The sequence below is a fragment of the Actinorugispora endophytica genome (genome assembly GCF_004363075.1).
Taxonomy (GTDB): domain Bacteria; phylum Actinomycetota; class Actinomycetes; order Streptosporangiales; family Streptosporangiaceae; genus Actinorugispora; species Actinorugispora endophytica.
Map to the genome: position 1 here is coordinate 1 of NZ_SNYN01000005.1, position 22705 is coordinate 22705.

Below are 22705 nucleotides of genomic sequence, written 5' to 3' on the forward strand. Positions count from 1 at the left end.
GATCTGGCACAACTGGTTGACCGGCGCCCCGGTCAAGCGGTCGTTGATCGCTTACGACCACTGACCAGCACACATTTTCCCATCAACGATCTAGGCGCGTTCAGCGCAGACCTCCCCCAGGAGTGGACATGACGGTCACGGAACTCACCGACATCGGGCTGGTGCGAGACCGCGACTACCTACTGGCCGACCACGGCATGGTCTTCAAGGTCATCGGAGACATTCATCCCGACACCCACTACCTCGGCTACGTCAAGTACCATCCTTCTCCTTTGGGTGATCGGCGCCTCTTCGGACGCACCTACCGACAGAACACGGTCGTTCCCAAGTCCTTCGGTATCCTCGCTGATCACGCCGACCACTACGTCTACTCCGACGCTCTGGGTTGCGTGATCACCGGGGTTCCCAAGGGGCGGGTGCGCGGCCACTACTCCTGTCGGGCGGCGCTGGCCCGGCTCCACGCCGCTCCCGCCCAGGCAGCACACGTACCAGTCGGTGAAGACCTCATCGCCATCATCAAGGCGATCACGGCCAACGGCGACCAGGACCTCTTCGGTGTCACAGGGTCGTTCCTGGTGGGCTGCTTCACCGCGGCCTCCGACATCGACCTCGTCTGTTATGGGGAAGCCGGCTACCGCGCCGCCCGACGGCTCTTCGATGACGAGTCGCTCGTTGTTCCCTACGAGGGAGCCCTAGCCCAACAGCTGTATCGGCGACGTGCCAAGTATCTGGTAGGAAGCGGATTCGGCGCTCTCATGCGGCAGGAGCAGCGCAAATTCCAAGGGATCACCGCAGGGGCCGGAGCGCACATCAACTGCGAACCACTGCGCACCGACTCCGACGCCGCCTCCCAGCGTATCGGTGCGATGAAGGAGATCGGTGAGATCCAGCTCATCGCCGAGGTTACCGATCACTCCCAAGGGCTGTTGACTCCGGCGGTCTATGGCATCAGTGTGCGTGACGTCCTGGGAGCGACAGTGGACGACCCCGAGCGGCTCGCTCCGCGCGTCACACATGCGTTTTCTCAGGTCGGTGCGCATACGGGCGCGTTCCGCGTCGGTGACCGGCTCTACCTTTCAGGCCGCCTGGTGCACTTCGGAGAAGGGACCCGAGACGGCTTCGGTGTTTCCCTTACTCCGTGGAGTGTGCAAGGCGATTACCTCGCCAACCTCATCGACTGATTCCTCCGGAGCGGCATGGACCTCGCCTTCGTCAACGGTCCGATCCAAAACGGCCCCTTCACCTTTCAGAACGCCCCCGGTAAAGCCGTCGGGCTGCTCATCGCTGAAGCTCTCAATGACCTATTGGAGAACCCACCCGCACGGCATCTGTGGAACTGCGTCCTCCTTGCCAATGACCTCCGCCATCGACCACTGCGGGGATCGATCACCAGGGCTGAGTTCGAGGCCGACCAGATCCGACGTAAGTACCGGTTCTCTCCTTGGGCTGGAACGGCAGTCAGGACCGCTACCGACGTGGACCCCGCGGTCTGTTCACTCGCGTTGGACCTGATCCGGGAAGGACTGGCCACCGGGAGTCTGGAGATTGCACGCGAGAAGATTCGAATCTGTGCCCGCTGCGGGCATATGGCCGGTGCTGTCGCTCCGCCTGCCTGCGGGGGCTGCGGTGGTGGTCGTTTCCATGCTGAAAGCCAGCGGCATCTGATCGCCACGCGCCTCGGAGGGAAACCGGTACTCAATGCCGCTGATCTGTACGGTGGGAACAACACGAAGCACCTGCGTGGCATCGCTTCGGACGTCCCTGAACGGCTCATCTTGTCCCGGAAAAGGGATTACGGAGTCGATCTCGATTCGGTCGGTTTGCCAGGGCTGGTCCTGGACCCGCGCGCGGCCGTACACGTCACCGCGATGGCCGAAATGCGGCGTCTTGACGCGAAACGAGTTGTCATGACGGCCACGTCCGAAGCCATCGCCAATATTGCGGCTTACGGGATCCCTTTCAGGCAATCCGATGGACGGTGCCTGCTCTACGGACCGCACGGCCGAATACCTGCCGCAGCGGTGGATATGACGAATATCGACCCCCAGGGCCGGCAACGTGCTCTCTTCCGCCGTTGGTTCCTGCCGCTGGTTGTATCCGGGCGAACGACTGACCTACACGACTCCCAGATCACCACCGTATTCACGCACTTTCGGAAAGCCTTTCTGCTCAGTGGAAAAGAACCAGGGCAGGACAGAAGGAACGTCCAGAAAGCGATTAGGGAGGCTGACCACCGCTGGCCCATGGACAAGTTCTTGCTCGCTGCGGCCCTGAGAACTACGCGCTAATCCGTTTCGAGGTCGCCCCCGCCCCCCCGGGCCGGGGCCGGGGCCGCGCCCACGACGTCCGTTGCGTGGGGGTTTCGTTGACGGTCTTGGGCTTTCTGCCTGTTTCGGGGCCGGGAAGGGCGGAAAGCCCATGATCATTCCGAGCGAGGGCGGAACCGGCGCCACCCGCCTCGAAGTCCTTTGACCCGTCTGCCCGGCACCGCGACCGCGCTGCCGGGCAGGGGTTGGGCGTCCCGGCCTCAGTCGTCGGCCTCCGCCACAGTGAGGCGCAGTTCTCCGACCATCACGTCGAGCAGCTGCCGCAGTTGCGCTTCCGCCACCGTGGCGCCCTTGAGGGAGGCGAGTCCGGAGAGCCCCGACAGGTCGCTGCCGCGCAGGTCGGCGTCCCGCATACGGGACGTGTCGAACTCGGCTCCGAGGGCGCAGCCGTCGAACACCGCTCCGCCGAGGTCGCTGCCGGAGAACACGCTCTCCCTGAACGAGCAGTTCACGAACGCGACGTCACCCGTGACCCGCACCCCGTCCAGGACCGCGTAGTCGAACGTGCAGTCCTCGAACAGCACGTCCGAGAGCGACGCCCCGGACACGGCCAGCCCCGTCAACCGCGCGCCGACGAAGCGGCAGCGGTTCAGGGTGACGCCGGTCCACCGATGGGACGACAGGTCCACGTCGCGAAACCCGGTGTTGCCGACCTTCTCGCGCTCCAGCAGGTCGGCGAAGGGCCAGACCGTCACAGGGGCCTCGTCGTCACTGGGGAGGAGGACCCTCGCCCCCCGAACCCTTCTCGTCTCCATATGATGCGCCTACTTCTTCCAGTTGTCCCACGTCGAACGGTTGTCGAAGCCGCCACCTCCACGGTTGTCCCACGTGTCCCGGTTGTCGAACTGGCTGACCGGGGCAACCGGTGTCCCGGCCTGTTCGATCAGTTCTACAACGGTTTCGGACCTTTCGAGTGCTGCCAGCGGTGACATTCAGACTCCCAGACTCTCATTCAAGGCGATGACCAGTTCCTGCTTCGCGTTTCGGCAGTAGTTCGTCTCGGTTCCTCCGAAACCTCCCGTTTCGAAGTAGCGGTTCCCTGCCTGCCCCCCCTGGCAGAAGTCGAAGAACGCGCAGCTCGCCTGGCATTCCTCAACCCCCTGGAAGAATTCGCGTACGTAGATGGCTTTGTGGGCGCGGCCGATCATGCTGGCTAGGGACTCGTCGATGATGTTGCCGATGACGAAGTCTCCGTACCTGTCGTCCTTGACACCGAGGAGTTCCGGGGATAGCAGGACTGTGTCGCCGTTCCACCCCACGGTCGGAATGGGATCATGTGGCATGCTTGTCCATCGCCTCTTGCGGCCGGCTTTCACGTCGGCGAGATACCCCAGAAGTCGCCCAGCCTCCCTGGTGTTCAGAGAACTCCCACCGGCCACGCGATCGAACATTGCCCCCCAGAACCGCCGGACGGCTCCCGCTGCCACTACTTCTCGGTTGTTGTTGGCTCCCTCGGACTCCTCGATGTTGAAGCCGACGCTGGCCGCCCCCAGGGTCTCGAAGAAGTCGAGCAGCGGATCAGGATCGGTGATCGTCTCCGCTGTAACCACGCAGATCGCCGAGAACTCGATTCCACGCTCCTTCAGTACCTGAATACCGCGTATGACACGCGGGAAAGCAGCTCGTCCAGACCAGTCGACACGGTCTGTGTTGGCGATTGCGGGACCGTCCACGCTGATCCCGACACGGAAGCCGTACTCGGAGAAGAAGTCGCACCATCCGCTATCAATCAGAGTGGCGTTGGTCTGCACATAGTGCCGGATGTATCCCTTTTGGCGGAGTGGTTCGAACACATCCACAAGGTCATGGAAATGCCCGCGACGAGTGGTGAGCGGTTCACCGCCATGCCACACGACATCGACGACCATGTCGCTGTTCTGCGCCTCGACGCTCGCTGCAAGAGCTCGCGCGACCGGAAGCGACATCTCCCTACGGGACTTCCTGCCTAGTTCACTGATGTAGCAGTAGGAGCAGTTCAGATTGCAAAGGGTCGTGGGCTGCACGACCAGCGTTTGGAACGTGGGACTCAGCCGGTTCACCACTCTCTATCCTCCTGCAAGGGGTGTGAAAGAACGTTGTTCCGGGGCTGTGAGGTGGGAGACTTCGCAAGAAGCGAAGAAAACGCTCTGAACAGCACGAGAGTCTGACGTTAAGCAAGAACACGGTCGCGAACTGTTAGCGAAGTGACAGTCCGTCAGACTGCCCGAGGTCAGCCGGTTGCGTACGCTTGGTGCTTGAGTCGTCGATGCCATTGGGGAGTGCGCATGCCGAAGTCTGTTACCGGTGTGTCGGTTGGTGAGCGCATCGCCATAGCCCGCAAAGTCACCGGTCTGAACCAGCAGGCGCTCGCACAGCGGGCGAGTTACAGCGTGAGCATGATCCGTGCGGTCGAACAGGGACGCGAACCCGCATCCCCCAGCCTGGTGGCTGCAGTCGCGAAGGCACTGCGCATCGAGACATCGGAACTCTACGGACAGCCCTACCGCGGCCTCCTCAACGAAGACGGCGGCATCCCGGGCATGTCCGAAATTCAGACCCTGTTCGCCGAGGGCTCGTTCGTCGAACCGGTGGCACCGCCATCACTGGATGAACTTAAGACCGCTCTCACTTCGATCCAACAGGACCGACGAAGCGACCATGGGCGTCGTGCGTTGGCGCGCATCCCTGTCCTGCTTCGGCAGTTGTCCGGGGCGGTGGAGTCCGCCGCCACAGAGGAGGAACGAGAGCACGCCTACCGGTTGTTAGCTCGCACCTACGGCAACACCGCACAACTCACCTATCGGTTTGGATGGCTTGCTCTGGCCTCAAGCGCTTTGGACCGTATGGAGCAGGCTGCCGAGAAAACAGGTGAACCACTGCTGACCGCCCACGCCATACAGCAGCGCTCCCTCATTCTGCTTTCCCATGCCGCTTATGACACAGGGCTTCGTCTCATCCAGCGCTCACTCGACCTCATCCCAGCCGGGGCCAGTGATGAGGACGCTTTGGCACTGCAAGGTTCGGCTCACCTTCGCGGGGCGATTCTCGCCGCACGCGCTCGGGACAGGGAACGGGCTGAAGACCACATCACCGAGGCCCGTAGGATCGGGCATGTGGTCGGTCGTGAGTCCACCGCCTACGACACCAACTTCGGCCCTGGCAATGTCGAGATCCATCGGGTGGCAGTCGAACTCGAAACCGGGGATCCAGGGAAAGCCGCACGGCTAGGCTCCCGGATACGTATACCCGAAGACGTCAAACCCACCAGGACAGGCCACCACTGGCAGGACGTCGCCCGTGCGTGGACTTTGGCGGGCGATCACACAGCTGCCCTCAGAGCTTTGAACAACGCACGTAGAGTTGCTCCTCAGCAGACCCGTTACCACCCCCAGGTTCACGAGACCATCCGTGCCATAGCAGCAGCCGAACACCGGAATTCCACCAGTGTCGCCCACTTCGCGGATTGGTTGGGAGTGAAGTACTGACTCGACTCTCGGGCGTGCTCCTTCCTCACCGGTGATCTTTTGTGGGGGAGTTGGCGATGATCTCGGGCTTTTCAACCCTTTCAGGCCCCGAAGCGGGCAGAAGGCTCAAGATCATCGCCAGCTCTGCTCGGGACACGGCTGAAAACCGGTCGTCATGGACACGGCCAGCCCCGTCAACCGCGCGCCGACGAAGCGGCAGCGGTTCAGGGTGACGCCGGTCCACCGATGGGACGACAGGTCCACGTCGCGAAACCCTCTGACCCGCCTCCCACCTCGGCGATCTTGACGTTTTCGGGGTCTCAACCGCTTCCGAGACCCCGAAAACGTCAAGATCACCGGGGTGAGTGTCGCGCGGGCTTCCGGGGCCGGTGTGACGGACGGGAAAACCGGGCGACTCGGGGGGCGGTGAGCTGTTAGTTTCGGGCGTTATGCGTCCACTTACCGAGTCAGAGATCCGAGGGTCGTTCGTCAACTGCTCCAAGGGGGAGGCGCGCAGGGCCAACCTGCCCAAGGGGCTGGCGGACCTGCCGTGGGACGACCTGGACTTCCTGGGGTGGCAGGACCCCGGGGCGCCGGACCGGGGGTACATCGTCGCCGAGCGGGACGGCGGGCTCGCCGGGATCACGCTGCGGGTCCCGCCGGGGGTCCGCCGGAGCCTGACCAAGACCACCGTCTGCTCGATCTGCCTGACCGCGCACGCCGGGACGGGGGTGTCCCTGCTCACCGCGCGCAAGGTCGGCGCGGCCGGGAGGCAGGGGAACACGGTCGGCGCCTACATGTGCGCCGACCTCGCCTGCCCCCTCTACGTCCGCGGGCGGAAGAAGTCGCCGCTGGTCGAGCGCTACGAGGAGTCGCTCACCATGGACGAGCAGGTCACCCGCGCCCTGGTGAACCTGGACATGTTCCTGGACAAGGTGTTCGACGTCGCCGGGGCCCCGCCGGCCGCCCGGTGACGCCCGTCAGCCGCCGCTGACCCACCGCCCCCCGGTCCACGAGGAGGCGTAGACGCCGTCGTCGGCCGCCAGGCCGCCCTCGCCCAGCAGCAGCGGCCGGAAGGTGTCCACCATGACGCTCAGCTCGTCGAAGCGGTCCTTGCCGATGCTGGCCTCGGCGGCGCCCGGCTGCGGGCCGTGGGCGTGCCCGCCCGGGTGCAGGGAGACCGAGCCGACGCCGATCCCCGACCCCTTGCGGGCCTCGTAGTCGCCGCCGACGTAGAACATGACCTCGTCGGAGTCGACGTTGGAGTGGTAGTAGGGCACCGGTATGGACAACGGGTGGTAGTCCACCTTGCGCGGCACGAAGTTGCAGACGACGAAGTTCCCGCCCTCGAACACCTGGTGCACGGGCGGCGGCTGGTGCACCTTGCCGGTGACGGGCATGAAGTCGTCGACGGCGAACACGTACGGGTAGAGGCAGCCGTCCCACCCCACCACGTCGAAGGGGTGGTGCGGAACCGTGTGGACGCTGCCGGACAGCCCGTTGGGGCCGTCGCCGCGGTGCTTGACGTAGACGTCGACGTCGGCCCCGTCGGCGAGCAGCGGCTCCTCGGGCCCCCGCAGGTCGCGCTCGCAGTAGGGGGCGTGCTCCAGCAGCTGGCCGTACCTGGACAGGTAGCGCCGGGGCGGCCCGATGTGGCTGCTGGCCTCGATGAAGTACAGCCGCGTCCGGGCGCCCTCCCCGACCACCCAGCGGTGGGTGGTGGCGCGCGGGATGACGACGTAGTCGCCCCCGGACACGGGCAGGGCGCCGAAGACCGTCTCGACGACGGCGGAGCCGTCCTCGACGTAGACGCACTCGTCGCCGACGGCGTTGCGGTACAGCGGCGAGGTGGCGCCGACGACGGCGTAGCCGATCCGGACGTCGCCGTTGCCCAGGACGAGCCTGCGCCCCCGCACGGCGTCGGCGCCGGCGGCCTGCTCGTCGGTGAACAGGCCGTGCAGCCTCAGGTGGCGGGGCAGCAGCGGGGTGTTGGGGGTCAGGGCCTGGTCGGGCAGCTCCCACACGCGGGCGCCGACGAGCGCCGACGGGATGTGGCGGTGGTAGAGCAGCGAGGAGTCGGAGGAGAAGCCCTCCTCGCCCATCAGCTCCTCGTGGTACAGCGCGCCGGAGTCGGCGCGGAAAGCGGTGTGCCGGGTCTTCGGCACCTGGCCCAGTCTTCGGTAGTAGACCAACGTCGTGCTCCTTCGGGAGAGTTGCCAACGGGCCCCGGCGCGCCGCGCCCCTCCTGAAGGATTCCCAACTTTCCGCCGCCGACCCCACACCCGGCCCCTCCGGGGCCCCGGGCCCGCCGGGGCGGTCAGCCCACCTGGGACAGGCCGATGAGGTTGCCGCAGGTGTCGTCGAACACGGCCTGGGTGACGGGGCCCGTGCTGGTCGGCTCCATGGTGAAGACCACGCCCAGGTCCCGCATCCGCGCGTACTCGGCCCGGATGTCGTCGGTGGCGAACGTCGTGGCGGGGATCCCGGCCGCGAAGAGCCCCTCCTGGTAGGACCGGGCGATCTCGGTGTCGTTGGGTTCGAGCAGCAGCTCCACGCCCTCGGGCTGGTCGGGCGGGGCCACCGTCAGCCACCGGTCCGCCCCGGCCGGGACGTCCGTCTTCTTCACGAACCCCAGGACGTCCGTGTAGAACGCCAGGGCCTTGCTCTGGTCGCTGACGAAAACGCTGGTCACCGCGATACTGATCATGGTTCCTCCTGGTTTCGGGTCGGCGGGCGCTCCACCGGCGGTCCCCGGACCACTATCACCCGGCGGTGACAGCGGAAGCAGCCCCGCCGCCGGACGGGGGAGGGCTTCCAGGAAGTTCACACACTCCTGGCACGGAGTTCCGACATCGGTGCGCTTCCCTTTCCCTCGTCATCACTTCCCGAGAGAGGAGAGGACGACGCCGATGTTCTTCCGAGGAAGCAGGCGCGCCGGGAGCGCGCCGCCGGACCGGGCCGGGCCGGAGCCGGGCGCGGACCGCAGGGGGGAGACCGGGCACGCGCTGCGGGCGCCGAGCAGGCTGCACGCGTTCAACCGCTACGAGATCAAGTACCTGGTCGACGCCGCCGCCGTTCCGGTGCTCCGCGACGAGATCGCCGCCCGGATGAGCGCCGACAGCAACGGCGACCGCGGCGCCTACGGGGTCTGGAGCCTCTACTACGACACCTCCCGCCTGCGGTTCTACTGGGAGAAGATCGAAGGGCTGAAGTTCCGCCGGAAGCTGCGGGTGCGCCACTACGGCGACCGCTCCGGCGTCGGCGAGGGCACCCCGGTCTTCGTGGAGATCAAGCAGCGCGTCAACCGGGTCACCCAGAAGCGCCGCGTCGCGCTTCCCTACCGGCTCGCCCGCGAGCTGTGCGACCAGCGGACCATGGTCGAGCACGACCCGCGCGACCGCGCGCTCGTCGAGGAGATCCTCGACCTGCTCATCCGGCTGGACCTGCGCCCCTCCGCGATGACGGGCTACCAGAGGGAGGCGTTCGTCGGCTCCGACGCCGACATCGGCCTGCGGGTCACGATGGACCACCGGGTGCGCGGCCGCGACCGGGACTTCGACCTCGGGGCCGAGTCCGAGAACCGGTTCATCATCCCGCCGGACCGGTCCGTGCTGGAGGTCAAGGCGAACGAGCGCGTCCCCTACTGGCTCACCGACCTGACCGCCCGCCACAACCTCCAGGTCCAGCGCGTCTCCAAGTACTGCCAGGCGATCGAGGCGTACGGCAGGGCGCCCCGCTCGGTCTTCCACGTCCCCGACCCCGCCCACGAGGCGGCGGCCGCCGCCATGCCCGGGAAAGGCACCCGCCCATGAACCTCGACCTGAACCTGACCGACCTCTCGGGGACCTTCAGCGTCCTCGACGTCACGGCCGCGCTGTCCCTCGCGTTCGTGCTGAGCTGCTCGATCGCCTGGGTCTACCGGATGACGCACCGCAACGTCTCCTACAGCCAGAGCTACGTGCAGACGCTGATCGTCCTCGGCATGATCATCACGCTGATCATGCTGGTGGTCGGCTCCAACATCGCACGCGCGTTCGCCCTCGTCGGCGCGCTGTCGGTGGTCCGCTTCCGGAACGCCATCAAGGAGACCCGCGACGTCGGGTTCATCTTCCTGGTGATGGGGATCGGGATGGCCTGCGGCACCCGCTTCTACCTGCTCGCGGTCATCGCGGACGTGACGATCCTGCTGGCGACGGTGCTGATGCACCGCTTCAACTGGTTCCACCTCGACGTGCAGCGCCAGATCGTCAAGGTCCAGGTGCCCGCCGACGGAGAGGACCACGCCCCGGCGGTGGAGGACGTCCTGGTCCGGCACACCGACGAGTTCGAGCTGGTCAGCACCGAGTCCATCCGGGGCGGCTCTCTCCTGGAGCTGTTCTACACGGCCCGGCTCAAGCGGGGCGTCAAACCCGGTGACCTGATCGCGGCGCTGCGCGGCCTGAACGCCGGACAGCGCGTGAGCGTCCTGACGGGTTACGACCAGACGGACATGTGACCGCCATGAGCGAACCGACGCAGCACGACGCCCCGGCCGCGCGGCCGGGGCCGCCCAAGCGGCTCAGGTACCGCGTCCCGGTCCGGGTACGCCACAACTGGAGGCTCCTGGCGCTGACCGCCGTGGTCCTGCTCACGCTGACCGCCGTGGCGGGGTCGGTGCGGGTGCACGCCTACGTGACCAGCGAGGACCGGACCTCGGAGACGGTGGTCACCGAGGACGTCCAGGGGACCGTCGACGTGTTCGACGCCTCCACCGCGCACACCGTCGAGCTGAGCTACGGCCAGGCCGACTACGACCGCATGGTCGAGGCGTTCTTCGAGGAGGGCGAGAAGGAGTACATCGAGGCCGACGTCACCATCGACGGCACGCTGGTTCCCAGCGTGGGGATCCGGCTCAAGGGCAACTCCACGCTCCAGGGCCTGACGAACGCCGACGGGGAGACGCGCTCCCTGGGAGCAGAGGACGGCATGGGCGGCGCGCCCGAGGGGATGGAGCCGCCCGAGGGGATGGAGCCCCCTCAGGGGATGCAGGCGCCCGGAGGGCAGCAGGCCCCCGCGGACACGGACGTCCAGGCCGGGCAGGAGGAGCAGGAGGACGGGCAGCGGCAGGGGCCCGGCGGCGGCATGGGCGGCATGGTGACCCTGTCCACCGAGTCGCCCGAGGACCTGCCGTGGCTCATCCGCTTCGACGAGTTCGTCGAGGGACGCGTGTACCAGGGGCACCGCGAACTGGCGGTGCGCCCCGCGACGGGGTCCTCCGAGTACGCCCTGAACGAGGCGCTCGCACTGGAGGTGACGGCCGCGGCGGACGTCCCCACGCAGGACCACGCCTACTCCTCCTTCACCGTCAACGGCGGCGAGGCCGCCGTCCGGCTGCTCCTGGAGCACCCGGACGAGTACTACACCGACGAGAGTCTCGACGGCGAGGGCGTGCTCTACAAGGCGCTGAGCGGCGGGAGCTTCTCCGACCAGGGGGACGACCCCACCGACTACGAGTCCTCGTTCAAACAGGTCAACCTCAAGGGCAGCCAGGACCTCCAACCGGTCATCGACCTCGTCCGGTTCGTCGCCGACGCCGACGACGAGGAGTTCGCCGCCGGACTGCCGGACCGGCTCGACGTGGACTCCTTCGCCCGCTACCTGGCCGTGCAGAACCTGATCCTCAACGGCGACGCCATCGACGGCCCCGGCGTCAACTACTACCTCTGGTACGACCTGGACGAGGAGAGGTTCACCGTGGTCAGCTGGGACCTCAACCTCTCCTTCAGCGGCAGCGCCGACCAGGGCTCCGGCGACGAGGCCACGCTCGGCGGGATGGGCGGCCCCGGAGGACAGGACGCGCAGGGCGGCGCGCCGCAGCTCCCCGAGGGGGTCGAACTCCCAGAGGGCTTCGACGCCGGGCAGGCGCCGGGCGCGGCAGGGGACGACCAGGGCGGCGGTCCGGGCGGCGGGAACGCGCTCAAGGAGCGCTTCATGGCGACCCCGGAGTTCGTGGAGCTGTACGAGCGGGCCTACGCCGGGCTGTACCAGGAGGTCTACGCCGACGGCACCGCGCTGGATCTGGTCGACGCCGAGGTCGAGGCGCTCGCGCTGGTGGACGGGGTGGACGCCGGGGCGCTCGCCGCCGACGCCGACGAGCTGCGCGCCCTGGTGGCCCGGCGCACCGAGGCCCTGGCGGCGGACGAGGCGGTCACCGCGAGCACGGGACCATGACGACCGCGACACCGGCGTTCCGACGGGTCCGTTCCGGGGAGCGCCGGCGTCGCGGCCGCCGGTCAGTACTCCAGCGGCAGCAGCACCGTGACGTCGGTGCCGCGGCCGGGGAGGCTCGCCATCTCGATGCGGCCCTGGTGCGCCGCCACGATCGCCGCGGAGATGGCCAGGCCCAGGCCGCTCCCGCCCTTGTCGCGGGAGCGGCCCGGGTCCACCCGGTAGAAGCGGTCGAAGACCCGCGCGACCTGGGCCCGCCCGACCCCCGGGCCCTCGTCGTGGACGGTGACGGACACGGCCGCGCGCACCCCGTCGGGCAGGGCGCCCGAGACCGCCGCGCCCGGGCGCGGCCCGACGTCGGTGGTCCGCTCGACGACCACGCGCACCGGGGTCCCCTCGGGGGTGTGGACGAGGCTGTTGCCGATGAGGTTGGCCAGCACCTGGCGGAGCCGGCGCTCGTCGCCCACGATCCGGACGGAGTCGTCGGCGGCCACCTCGACGGGGGTCAGCGGGGCGCGGGCGCGGGCGTCGGCGGCCGCGTCCCGGGCGAGCCGCGCCAGGTCCACGTCGCACGACTCCAGCTCGGGTTCGACGTCGAAGCGGGCCAGCATCAGCAGGTCCTCCACGAGGAGCCCCATCCGGGCTGCCTCGCACTCGATCCGCTCCATCCACCGGTCCACGCTCTCGGGCGGCGCCGGAGTCCCCCGCTCCCGGCTCTGGCGGTGCAGTTCGGCGAAGCCGCGCACCGAGGCCAGCGGGGTGCGCAGCTCGTGCGAGGCGTCGGCGACGAACTGGCGCATCTGCTCCTCCGAGCGGGCGCGCTCGTCCATCGCCTTGGCCAGTTCGGCCAGCATCGTGTTGAGGGAGATCGCGAGCCGGCCGGTCTCGGTACGCGGATCGGGGTCGGAGACCCTCGCGTCGAGGGCGCCGCCCGCGATCGCCTCGGCGGTGCGCCCGATCCGGTCCAGGGGGCGCAGCTGGAACCGGACGGCGCTGACCGCGCCCGCGCCCAGCACCAGCAGCAGCGCGGTCCCGATCGCGGCCTCGATGGCCGCCAGCCGGGTGAGGGTGTAGTCGATCTCGGCGAGCGACCGGGCGACCAGCACCACCCCGCCGTCGGAGGCGCGCACGGCCACGGCGCGCCAGTCGGCGCCGTCGGACGCGTCGGGCAGGGTGAACGGCTCGTTCGCGGCGAGGGCAGCCGGATCGGCCCCGGAGGTGTCGGGGCCGCCCTCGCCGTCCCGCCCGGTGCTCCACTCGACCCCGCCGTCGGCGTCCAGGGCCAGGACCCGGTAGTCGGTGGGCGTCATCGGCCCGGGGTCGGGACCGTGGACCGGGGCGTCGGGGGGAGGGCCCATGGCGATGGGGCGCGCGAGTTCGAGCAGCCGGGAGTCGAGGTCGCCGAGGAGCGAGCCGCGCAGCAGCACCGCCCCGGTGACGCTGAACGCGACCAGGCACACGGCGGTCAGGCACAGCACGACCGCCACGAGCCGCCCGCGCAGGGTGCGCGGGCGCGGCCGCCCCGGCAGGCGCCTCATCCGACCGCCGTCCGCGCCCCGGCCAGGCGCAGGCTGTAGCCCACCCCCCAGACGGTGTGGATGAGCGGTTCGCCCGCCGCGTCGATCTTGCGGCGCAGGTAGCTGATGTAGGACTCCACCACCCTGCTGTCCCCCGCGTCCTGGCCCCACACCCGGTCCATGATCTGGGGTTTGCTGAGCACGCTCTCGGCGTTGGCCATCAGGTAGCGCAGCAGGTTGAACTCGGTGGGGGAGAGCCGGATGGCGCGTCCGGCGCGGCGCACCTCGTGCAGGTCCTCGTCCAGCTCCAGGTCGGCGTAGCGCAGCGGTTCCCCGCGCCCCGGCCCGCCCCCGGCGGAGGTCCCGGTCCGCCGCAGGATCGCGTTGATGCGCAGGACCACCTCCTCCAGGCTGAACGGCTTGGTGACGTAGTCGTCGGCGCCGGCCCGCAGCCCGGCGACCCGGTCGGCGACGCCGGCGCGCGCGGTGAGGAACAGCACGGGCAGCCCGGGGACGGCCGCGCGCAGTTCGCCGGCGACCGCGAAGCCGTCGCGGTCGGGGAGCATGACGTCCAGCAGCGCGATGTCGGGGGTGAAGGAGTCCAGGGCGTGCGCGGCGGCGTCCCCGCAGGCCGCGCCGCGCGTGGTGAAACCGCTCAGTCGGAGGGAGGCGGTCAGCAGTTCGAGGATGTTGGGCTCGTCCTCGACGATGAGCACGGCCGCGGACGGTTGGCGATGATCCGGCATGGCGAACACCAATACGGGAAAGGGACGGTGATCGCGCAAGCGTAGTCACGCGGGGTCAGAGCACGGTAAGAGGCGGTGCCGCCCGGGGCCGGGGAAAGGGGAGGGCGCGCGGAGGCCGCCCCCGTCCCCTCGGCGAGACCGCCTCACCCCTCCCCGTCGGCGGCCTGGCGGACGTGGGGCTCCCGGTCGGGGCGGCCCACGCCGTCGAACCGGGTGTCGTCGACGATCCGCCGCGAGATGTCCACCAGCCTGATGTTGAGCTGCTGGGACGTCCGGCTGAGCATCTGCCAGGCGTCGGTCTCCCCGATGCGGTGCCGCTCCATCAGGATGCCGATCGCGGTGCCGATGAGGCTGCGGGTGTCGAGCGCCCGGGTGAGGTTGGCCACCTCGATCCTGTGCTCCAGGGCCAGGGCGATGGTGTCGATGACGGTGGAGATCCGGGAGGCTCCCACCCGTTCGAGCGTCTCGACGTCCGTGGAGTAGAGCGTGATGACCCCGATCGCGCGCTGGGACGTGATCATCCGGGCCGCGTGGATCGCCCGCACTCCGTGCTCGGCGGCCCTCTCGAGGAACCGCTGCCAGCGGCCGTCGGTGTGCCGGGTCTCCGTCGCCTCGTCGGGGCTCGGGAGCGTGACCGCCAGCACCGGCTCGTCACCGAGGAAGCCCGCGCAGTCACCGAGCAGCCGGGCCACGTCGTCGCTGTAGGCGATGACCGGTGGGGCGTTCTTCGCGGTCCGGACGGTGACGTGGACGTGATCGCACGGCCACGGGTCCGCGGTGAGCATCGCGGCCACGCGCTGGGTCGCGTCCTCGACGTCGGCGCTGGTGGTGACGGCCTCGGTGAGCGAGACCAGGTGCCTGGCGAGGCCGACTGGATCGTCCACGGGGACGGGGGTGCCGTCGGGGACGGCTGAGGGGGTGATCGCTCGACTGTTTCTCATCGGGTCCGGAATGTCTCCACGGCGCCGAGGCGCTTGTGCGGGTGCCGCGCGAACGCGTGGCACAGGTGACCGCTTCCGGTGTCCTTCTCGGACTCTGACAGGGCATCGGCCGGATCGACGCCTGCCGGACGCACACCGACCGCCTCACCGCGTATCCGATGAGGTGGTCGTGGACCGAGCAGACGCGAGCCGTGCCCCGACCCGTCTTTTCACAGGTGGCACGATGCCCGAGGAGATGTTCGAAGGGTCACCGAAATGCAGGCCACGCTTCCGGACCTCCACACGAGTCTAGAAGAGACCCGATCCAACCGAGTACACGCGCTCCCGCGCACGCGGAAGGCGCCGCCGACCGGCCGCCGCGGCGGTCCGCGCCTCTCGGGAAGCCGCCTGGAGCGGCGTGGCCGCTCAGTCCAGGGGGTCGGTCCCGGCGTCCGACTCCTTGTTCGCGCTCGTGCGGGCGGACTGCGGGCGGCGGCGCACCTTGCGGCTCGCGGGGGAGGTCCCCGTGTCGCCGGCCGGGGCGGGCTCCGGAGCGGGTGCGGGAGCGGGCGCGGGAGAGGGCGCGGTGGTCGTGGGCGCGGCGCCCGCGTGGATGTTCAGCGCCTCGGTCTCGACGGCGAGCAGCCTGCGCACGCCGTCGGGGGCCGCGGGAAGCTTGTCCCCGCGCAGGTGCGCGCCGAGGACCTCCAGCCCGTGGTCGCACAGGATCTGCCGGGCCCGCGCCGAGCGCACCCCGCTCAGCTCCTCGAGCTCGGGCAGCTCGCACTCCCGGAGCAGCCGGATCACGTCCCTGACGGACTCGCGGGTGCGGCGGTCCATGAGGGTCACCGAGAGGATCTCGGCCTCGGCCAGGGTGGAGGAGGACGCGCTCTCGGGCGCGTCCCGTTCGGCGATGAGCAGGCCGGTCAGCTGGCGGGTGGAGTCGCGCACCGCTGAGCGCACCTCGGCCCTGCGGGCGAAGCGCCCCTGCGACCAGGTGACGACGGCACTGGTCACCAGGCTGGTGGCGCCGCCCGCCAGGACGAGCAGAAGGTCGTTCATGGTGTGGTCTCCGGGGTGAAGGGGGGAGCCGGGTCGGGCTGCCCGCGAGCATTCGCCAGGCGTGGCCGGTTGTCAAGTCCCATCCGCCCGATGTGTGCCTATATCGGTATCAGATGGGACAGTCCAGTGACTGACCGCTATCGGTCAATCCGACTGGGTTATGACTTTTGTCAGTTCCCCCGATCGTTTCGCCCTGCCTAGGGTCGGCACGTCATGTCGGTCAGCGCTCGCCCCGGGAGCGACCCTCCCGGACGGGCAGGGAAGGCGGAACGTGATCAGAACCGATGGCATGAGACGGACCCGGACGGCCTGCGGCGCGCTCGGGACGACGCTGCTGCTGAGCGCGTTCGCGGTGGCGGCGGCGCCCGCGGCGGCGGCGGACGACGCGCCCGCCGGGGACGGCCTGGCGGAGTTCCACGGGCAGGACGTCGACTGGGCGCCCTGCCCCCAGGACGACGAGGGCGACGAGCTGCTCGAAGGGCTCGAGTGCGCGGACGTCGTGGTCCCCCTCGACTACGGCGATCCCGGCGGCGACCGGATCCGGATCGCGCTGAGCCGCAGCGTCGCGACCGATCCCGACTCCAGGCGCGGCGCCATCCTGTTCAACCCCGGCGGCCCCGGCGGGGACGGGCTGTGGATGCCCTCCCTCTACGAGGGGCAGCCCATATCCGAGTCCTACGACCTGATCGGCTTCGACCCCCGGGGGGTGGGCGACTCCACCCAGCTCAACTGCTCGGTCCCCGAGGGCTACGGCGAAGCCCTGCCGTCCCGGCCGACCGACGCGGAGCTCCGCCTCTTCACCCGGGAGGCCCGGGCCGTCGAAGAGGGCTGCGACCGCACGGCCGGAGCGATGCGGCCGCACGTCAACACCCCCAACACGGCCCGCGACATGGACGTGGTCCGCGCGGTGCTGGGCGAGGAGAAGATCAACTACGTCGGATACTCCTACGGCACCTACCTCGGCGCGGTCTACGGAACGCTCTTCCCCGAGCGGCTGAACCGCAGCGTGCTCGACTCGTCGGTGCACCCCGACCGCATCTGGCACGAGACCTGGCTGGCCATGTCGCCCGCCTACACCGAGAACGTGGAGCGCTTCGCCGACTGGGCGGCGGAGGAGGGGGCGGGCCTGGGCGACAGCCCGGAGGAGGTCCGCGCCGCGATCGAGGAGATCGCCGGGCGGCTGCACGAGGAGCCCGTCGAGGGCGTGGACCGCACGGTCTTCGACCAGTTCGTCGGGGTCCAGGGCCGGTACCAGAACGAGTGGGACCTGTTCGCGGACATCCTGGTCACCCTGAGCGCGGGCGGAGGGGGTGAGTCCGTGGACGCGGCCCAGGCCGTGACGCTGTCGGTCGGCGGCGCCCGGGAGGAGCTCATGCCGGGCGTCTACTACGCCGTGGCCTGCGAGGCCGACTACCCCCAGAGGCTCGGCTCCTACTACCGCGACATGCGCGAGTACCGCGTGGACCACCCCTACGGCACCGGCGTGTACACCGCCGCGCCCAGCAACTGCACGTTCCGCTCCTACCCCCTGCCCGAGCCTCCTGTCGAGATCGAACGGGACGGCTACCCCGCCGGGGTCGTCGTCCAGGCCGAGTACGACCCGCAGACCGTCTACGACGGCGGCCCCGCGATGGCGCGGCGGCTGCGCGACAGCCTGGTCATCGTGGAGGACGAGGGCGGACACGGCTTCTTCGGGATCCCCGGGTACGACTGCGTCACCGAGAAGGTCAACGACTACCTGATCAACGGCGTCCTGCCGGACAGCGCCTCCACGTGCGAGGGGCTGCCCCGGGCCGAGGCGGGCGAGCCGTCCGCGTTCACCCGTTCGGGCCTCGCCGACCGGATGCGCGACGCGCTCGACGACCGCCCCCGGAACCCGGCCGGGTAGCAGCCCGGGAGACCGCAACCGCGATGGTCTCGGCGCCGGTGTTCTGACGAGTCCGTTCTGAGGAACGCCGGCGTCAGGACCGTCGACGAAGCTCCCGCACGCCGGACGTCACAGGGTGAAACCGCCCTCGCTGCTGACGACCTGGCCGGTGATCCAGCGGGCCTCGTCGGTGGCCAGCCAGGAGACGAGGCGCGCCGGGTCGTCCGGGAACCCGTACCGGCCGAACGGGAGCATCGGCATCAGCGGGTCCAGCGCGTCCCGGGTCAGGTAGCCCGTCTGCACCGGCCCGGGGTTGACCGTGTTGACGGTGATGTTCTGACGGGCCAGCTCCGAGGCGACGCTCGGGGTGATCGCCGCGAGCGCGCCCTTGGCCGCCGCGTAGCAGATCTCCCCCGGCATCGGGCCCCGCACCTGCCCGGAGGTCATGAACACCACGCGCCCGCCCTCGCGGCCGTCGTGTCGGGCGGCGAACTCCTTGGCCAGCAGCAGCGCGGAGCGGGTGTTCACGACCCAGTGCCCGTCGAGCATCGCCGCGTCGACCTCGGGGAGGCGGCCGTCCCCGCCGCTGCGCGCGTGGTTGGCCACGAGCACGTCCACGCGGCCGAACTCGGCCGCCGCGGCGGCCACGACACGTCGCGGCGCGTCGGGGTCGGCCAGGTCCGCGCTGAGGCCCGACACCCGCGCGGCCGGGTCCGCGAGCGCCTCGCGCACCCCGTCCAGCACCGCCGCCACGTCGTCGGGGCCCCAGGGCTGCTCCTCGTCGTGCGGCCTGTAGTGGTGGCAGAACACGTTCGCGCCGTACGCGGCCAGCCGCCGCGCCACCGCGAACCCGATCCCCTCACGCCGGCTCACCCCGGTGACCAGCGCCGTCCGCCCGCGCAGCGGGAGCGGGTCGCGTGCCAGCCCGTCGACGGAGGGGTGCTCGACGGGGACCGGATCGTCTCGTTCCATGCCGGGAACCATCGCAGAGAGCCCCGGGACGCGCACCCCGTTTTCCGGGGCGGGGGCCGGGCCGTTCCCGACGAAGGTCCCGCGTGGGGTTCCCGCGACCCCGGGTAGGGGGCCGGTGTCACCCGTCGACGTGAAGGAGGGCCATGGCGAGCACCGGGACCGGACCCGTCGTCTCCACGGGCGTGCTGAGCCCCGAGGAGCTGCGCGGGATCGACCTCTACTGGAGGGCCGCGAACTACCTGTCCGTCGGGCAGATCTACCTGCTCGGCAACCCGCTGCTGCGCGAGCCGCTGGCGCCCGCGCAGATCAAGCCGAGGCTGCTCGGGCACTGGGGCACCACGCCCGGCCTCAACCTCGTCCACGCCCACCTGAACCACCAGATCCGCCGGCGCGACACCGACGTCATGTGGATCGTCGGCCCCGGGCACGGCGGTCCGGCGGCCGTGGCGACGGCGTGGCTGGACGGCACCTACACCGAGACCTACCCCTCGGTCACCCGGGACGCCGACGGCATGGCCGCGCTGTTCCGGCGGTTCTCCTTCCCCGGCGGGGTGCCCAGCCACGTCGCGCCCGAGACGCCCGGCTCCATCCACGAGGGCGGTGAGCTCGGGTACGCCCTCTCGCACGCCTTCGGCGCGGCCTTCGACAACCCCGGCCTGGTGGTCGCGGCCGTCGTCGGCGACGGGGAGGCGGAGACCGGCCCGCTCGCCGGGAGCTGGCAGTCCGGCCGCTTCCTCGACCCCGCGCGCGACGGCGCGGTCCTGCCGATCCTGCATCTCAACGGCTACAAGATCGCCGGTCCGACGGTCCTGGCCCGCATCCCCGAAGCCGACCTGCTGGCCCAGATGCGCGGCCACGGCTACGAGCCGCGCGTGGTCTCCGGGGACGACCCCGCGGCCGTGCACCAGGAGATGGCCGCGGCCCTGGGGGCCTGCCTGGACGGGCTCGACGCGATCCAGGCCCGCGCCCGCGCCGGAGAGGAGGTCGCGGACGCGCGCTGGCCGATGATCGTCATGCGCACCCCCAAGGGCTGGACCGGCCCCGGCAGCGTGGACGGCGACCAGGTGGAGGGAACCTGGCGCTCCCACCAGGTGCCGCTGACCGGGGTCCGGGACGACCCCGGCCACCTGCGCCTGCTCCGGGAGTGGCTGGAGGGCTACCGGCCGGACGAGCTGTTCGACGCGGACGGCGTGCCCCGCCCGGAGACGGTCGCCGTCGTGCCCCGCCCGGAGCGCCGGATCAGCGCCAACCCGCGCGCCAACGGCGGGCTGCTGCTCCGGGACCTCGTCCTGCCCGACATCCGCGACCACGCCGTGGAGGTGGCCGCCCCCGGGACCGCCACCTCGGAGGCGACCCGGGTCCTGGGCGGCTACCTGCGCGACGTCGTGGCCGCGAACCCGGACAACTTCCGGATCATGGGCCCCGACGAGACCCGGTCCAACCGGCTCGGCGCGGTCTTCGAGGCCACCGACCGCGCGTGGAGCACCGGCCGGCTGCCCACCGACCGGGAGCTCGCCCCGGACGGGCGGGTCATGGAGGTCCTCAGCGAGCACCTGTGCCAGGGCTGGCTGGAGGGGTACCTGCTGACGGGGCGGCACGGCCTGTTCAACTCCTACGAGGCGTTCGCGCACATCGTGGACTCGATGCTGAACCAGCACGCCAAATGGCTCAAGGTCTCCCGGGGCCTGCCGTGGCGGCGCCCCGTCGCCTCCCTCAACTACCTGCTCAGCTCGCACGTGTGGCGCCAGGACCACAACGGGTTCAGCCACCAGGACCCCGGCTTCATCGACCACGTCGTCAACAAGAAGCCCGAGATCGTCCGGGTCTACCTGCCGCCGGACGCCAACACGCTGCTGTCCGTCACGGACCACTGCCTGCGCTCGCGGGACTACGTCAACGTGGTCGTCGCGGGCAAGCAGCCCGGGCTCGACTACCTGCCGATGGACGAGGCGGTCGCCCACTGCGCCCGCGGCGCCGGGATCTGGGAGTGGGCCGGGACCGACGGCGGCGCCGACCCCGACGTGGTGCTCGCCTGCGCCGGGGACGTCCCCACCCTGGAGGCGCTGGCGGCGGCCGACCTGCTCCGGCGCCACCTGCCCGACCTCCGGGTGCGCCTGGTCAACGTCGTCGACCTGATGCGGCTGACCAACGAGGGCGAGCACCCGCACGGCATGAGCGACCGCCAGTACGACGCGCTGTTCACCCCCGACAAGCCGGTGGTCTTCGCCTTCCACGGCTACCCGTGGCTCGTCCACCGGCTCACCTACCGCCGCACCGGCCACGCCAACCTGCACGTGCGCGGATACAAGGAGGAGGGCACCACGACCACCCCCTTCGACATGGTGATGCTCAACGACCTGGACCGCTTCCACCTGGTGATGGACGTCATCGACCGGGTGCCCGGACTGGGGGTCCGCGCCGCGGGACTGCGCCAGCGCATGCTGGACGAGCGGCTGCGCTGCCGCGCCCACACCCGCGAGCACGGCGAGGACGCCCCCGACATCCGCGACTGGACCTGGGAGCGCTGAGGCCGATGCGCGTACTCGTGGTCAACACCGGGTCCACCAGCGTCAAGCTCCGGCTGCTGGGCCCGGACGACGAACTGCTGGAGCAGCGCGACATCGAGGCCACCGGGGAGGAGGCGCCCACCGGGGAGACGGCCCGCGCGCTGGCCGGGTTCGGGCCCTTCGACGCGGTCGGGCACCGCGTCGTCCACGGCGGGCCCCACCACGACGCGCCCGTGCGCGTCGACGACCGGGTCCTCGAACGGCTCCGCGCGCTCACCGAACTCGCCCCGCTGCACCAGCCCAGGGCGCTGGCGGGGATCGACATGCTGCGCGACCTGCTGCCCGACGTCCCGCAGGTGGCCTGCTTCGACACCGCGTTCCACAGCGCCCTGCCCCCCGCCGCCGCCACCTACGCGCTGCCCGCCGCCTGGCGCGCCCGCTTCGCGCCGCGCCGCTACGGCTTCCACGGGCTCTCGCACGCCTACGCGGCCCGCCGCGCGGGCGAGCTGACCGGGATCGACCCCGGCCGGGTCGTCACCGCGCACCTGGGCGCGGGGGCCTCCCTGGCCGCGGTGCGCGACGGCCTCTGCGCGGACACCACCATGGGCTTCACCCCGATGGAGGGGCTGGTGATGGCGACCCGGGGCGGCGACATCGACCCGGGGCTGGTCCTGTGGCTGCTGGGAGAGGGGCGCCTGGGGTACGACGAGCTCAGGGACGGGCTGGAGCACCGCAGCGGGCTGGCCGGGCTGGCGGGCACCGGCGACATGCGCGAGGTCGTCGCGCGCGTCGGGGCGGGCGACGCCGACGCGCGACTGGCGCTGGACGTCTACCTGCACCGCCTGCGCGCCGGGATCGCCGCGATGGCCGCGGCCCTGGGCGGCCTGGACACCCTCGTCTTCACCGGGGGCGTCGGCGAGCACAACGCCCTGGTGCGCTCGCGCGCCGTCGAGGGGCTGGCCTTCCTGGGCGTCCGCCTGGACGAGGCGGCCAACGCGGAGGCCCGGCCCGACGCCGACGTCACCGCCGAGGGCGCGCGGGCGCGCGTCCTCGTCCTGGCCGCCCGCGAGGACCTCCGGATCGCGGAGGAGGTGCGCGCGGTCCTGGGAGCGTGACCCGGGGGCGGCCCCGGGGACG

Annotated in this window: 20 protein-coding genes; 10 read left to right on the forward strand and 10 right to left on the reverse strand. The window is 70.3% G+C overall.

Annotation, left to right across the window (positions count from 1 at the left end):
- Nucleotides 1-128 precede the first annotated feature (128 nt).
- Complete coding sequence (locus EV190_RS08875) at nucleotides 129-1181, forward strand: hypothetical protein (protein WP_243742458.1); 1053 nt, start codon at nucleotides 129-131, stop codon at nucleotides 1179-1181.
- A gap of 15 nt (nucleotides 1182-1196) precedes the next feature.
- Nucleotides 1197-2288 carry a hypothetical protein gene (locus tag EV190_RS08880; RefSeq protein ID WP_133741015.1) on the forward strand — a complete coding sequence of 364 codons (1092 nt, stop codon included), beginning with the start codon at nucleotides 1197-1199 and terminating at the stop codon, nucleotides 2286-2288.
- 239 nt (nucleotides 2289-2527) lie between these two features.
- Here EV190_RS08880 and EV190_RS08885 read toward each other — a convergent pair whose 3' ends face one another.
- The 3 genes from EV190_RS08885 to amcB all read right to left on the reverse strand — a co-directional run bounded on the left by EV190_RS08885 (nucleotide 2528) and on the right by amcB (nucleotide 4369).
- Entirely contained in the window at nucleotides 2528-3022 is a 495-nt protein-coding gene (locus EV190_RS08885; RefSeq protein ID WP_243742459.1) for a pentapeptide repeat-containing protein, read from the reverse strand.
- Between the two features lie 69 nt (nucleotides 3023-3091).
- Complete coding sequence (gene amcA / locus EV190_RS23355; protein ID WP_166655422.1) at nucleotides 3092-3259, reverse strand: multiple cyclophane-containing RiPP AmcA; 168 nt, start codon at nucleotides 3257-3259, stop codon at nucleotides 3092-3094.
- Entirely contained in the window at nucleotides 3260-4369 is a 1110-nt protein-coding gene (gene amcB, locus EV190_RS08890) for a cyclophane-forming radical SAM peptide maturase AmcB (RefSeq protein ID WP_243742460.1), read from the reverse strand.
- A gap of 222 nt (nucleotides 4370-4591) precedes the next feature.
- Here amcB and EV190_RS08895 point away from each other — a divergent pair, with 222 nt between their 5' ends.
- Nucleotides 4592-5791, forward strand: coding sequence for a helix-turn-helix domain-containing protein (locus EV190_RS08895; RefSeq protein WP_133741017.1), 1200 nt, complete (start codon nucleotides 4592-4594; stop codon nucleotides 5789-5791).
- 428 nt (nucleotides 5792-6219) lie between these two features.
- Nucleotides 6220-6744, forward strand: coding sequence for an FBP domain-containing protein (locus tag EV190_RS08900; protein ID WP_133741018.1), 525 nt, complete (start codon nucleotides 6220-6222; stop codon nucleotides 6742-6744).
- 6 nt (nucleotides 6745-6750) lie between these two features.
- Here EV190_RS08900 and EV190_RS08905 read toward each other — a convergent pair whose 3' ends face one another.
- The gene (locus EV190_RS08905; RefSeq protein ID WP_133741019.1) at nucleotides 6751-7962 is read right to left on the reverse strand and encodes a homogentisate 1,2-dioxygenase; all 1212 of its coding nucleotides are present in this window, start codon (nucleotides 7960-7962) and stop codon (nucleotides 6751-6753) included.
- A 125-nt stretch (nucleotides 7963-8087) separates the two neighbouring features.
- Nucleotides 8088-8477 (reverse strand): VOC family protein, encoded by a 390-nt coding sequence (locus tag EV190_RS08910; RefSeq protein ID WP_394345505.1) that lies wholly within the window; start codon nucleotides 8475-8477, stop codon nucleotides 8088-8090.
- 202 nt (nucleotides 8478-8679) lie between these two features.
- Between EV190_RS08910 and EV190_RS08915 the strand changes: the two genes are divergently transcribed.
- The 3 genes from EV190_RS08915 to EV190_RS08925 are packed head-to-tail and all read left to right on the forward strand — an operon-like array spanning nucleotide 8680 to nucleotide 11980.
- On the forward strand, nucleotides 8680-9582 hold the full coding sequence (locus EV190_RS08915) for a polyphosphate polymerase domain-containing protein (RefSeq protein ID WP_133741020.1): 903 nt from the start codon (nucleotides 8680-8682) through the stop codon (nucleotides 9580-9582).
- The gene (locus EV190_RS08920; RefSeq protein WP_133741021.1) at nucleotides 9579-10265 is read left to right on the forward strand and encodes a DUF4956 domain-containing protein; all 687 of its coding nucleotides are present in this window, start codon (nucleotides 9579-9581) and stop codon (nucleotides 10263-10265) included. The genes EV190_RS08915 and EV190_RS08920 overlap by 4 nt, the downstream gene beginning before the upstream one ends.
- A 5-nt stretch (nucleotides 10266-10270) precedes the next feature.
- Nucleotides 10271-11980, forward strand: coding sequence for a CotH kinase family protein (locus EV190_RS08925; protein WP_133741022.1), 1710 nt, complete (start codon nucleotides 10271-10273; stop codon nucleotides 11978-11980).
- A 62-nt stretch (nucleotides 11981-12042) separates the two neighbouring features.
- Here EV190_RS08925 and EV190_RS08930 read toward each other — a convergent pair whose 3' ends face one another.
- The 4 genes from EV190_RS08930 to EV190_RS08945 form a co-directional block, all read right to left on the reverse strand.
- Nucleotides 12043-13515 carry a sensor histidine kinase gene (locus EV190_RS08930; protein WP_133741023.1) on the reverse strand — a complete coding sequence of 491 codons (1473 nt, stop codon included), beginning with the start codon at nucleotides 13513-13515 and terminating at the stop codon, nucleotides 12043-12045.
- Entirely contained in the window at nucleotides 13512-14240 is a 729-nt protein-coding gene (locus tag EV190_RS08935) for a response regulator transcription factor (RefSeq protein WP_133741024.1), read from the reverse strand. Before EV190_RS08935 ends, EV190_RS08930 begins: the two co-directional genes overlap by 4 nt.
- 143 nt (nucleotides 14241-14383) lie before the next feature.
- Nucleotides 14384-15181 (reverse strand): ANTAR domain-containing response regulator, encoded by a 798-nt coding sequence (locus tag EV190_RS08940; RefSeq protein WP_133741025.1) that lies wholly within the window; start codon nucleotides 15179-15181, stop codon nucleotides 14384-14386.
- 405 nt (nucleotides 15182-15586) lie between these two features.
- On the reverse strand, nucleotides 15587-16222 hold the full coding sequence (locus EV190_RS08945) for a hypothetical protein (RefSeq protein WP_133741026.1): 636 nt from the start codon (nucleotides 16220-16222) through the stop codon (nucleotides 15587-15589).
- A 289-nt stretch (nucleotides 16223-16511) separates the two neighbouring features.
- Between EV190_RS08945 and EV190_RS08950 the strand changes: the two genes are divergently transcribed.
- Nucleotides 16512-18110: an alpha/beta hydrolase gene (locus tag EV190_RS08950; protein ID WP_133741027.1), complete on the forward strand. Its 1599-nt coding sequence runs from the start codon at nucleotides 16512-16514 to the stop codon at nucleotides 18108-18110.
- A gap of 108 nt (nucleotides 18111-18218) precedes the next feature.
- On the opposite strand, the gene EV190_RS08955 is transcribed toward EV190_RS08950, so the two are convergent.
- A complete protein-coding gene (locus EV190_RS08955; protein WP_133741028.1) occupies nucleotides 18219-19061 on the reverse strand; it encodes an SDR family oxidoreductase in 843 nt (280 codons plus the stop codon).
- Nucleotides 19062-19204: 143 nt separating this feature from the next.
- Between EV190_RS08955 and EV190_RS08960 the strand changes: the two genes are divergently transcribed.
- Together EV190_RS08960 and EV190_RS08965 are read left to right on the forward strand one after the other, a co-directional pair.
- Nucleotides 19205-21589 carry a phosphoketolase family protein gene (locus tag EV190_RS08960; RefSeq protein WP_133741029.1) on the forward strand — a complete coding sequence of 795 codons (2385 nt, stop codon included), beginning with the start codon at nucleotides 19205-19207 and terminating at the stop codon, nucleotides 21587-21589.
- A gap of 5 nt (nucleotides 21590-21594) precedes the next feature.
- Nucleotides 21595-22683 (forward strand): acetate/propionate family kinase, encoded by a 1089-nt coding sequence (locus tag EV190_RS08965; RefSeq protein ID WP_133741030.1) that lies wholly within the window; start codon nucleotides 21595-21597, stop codon nucleotides 22681-22683.
- Nucleotides 22684-22705: the final 22 nt, after the last annotated feature.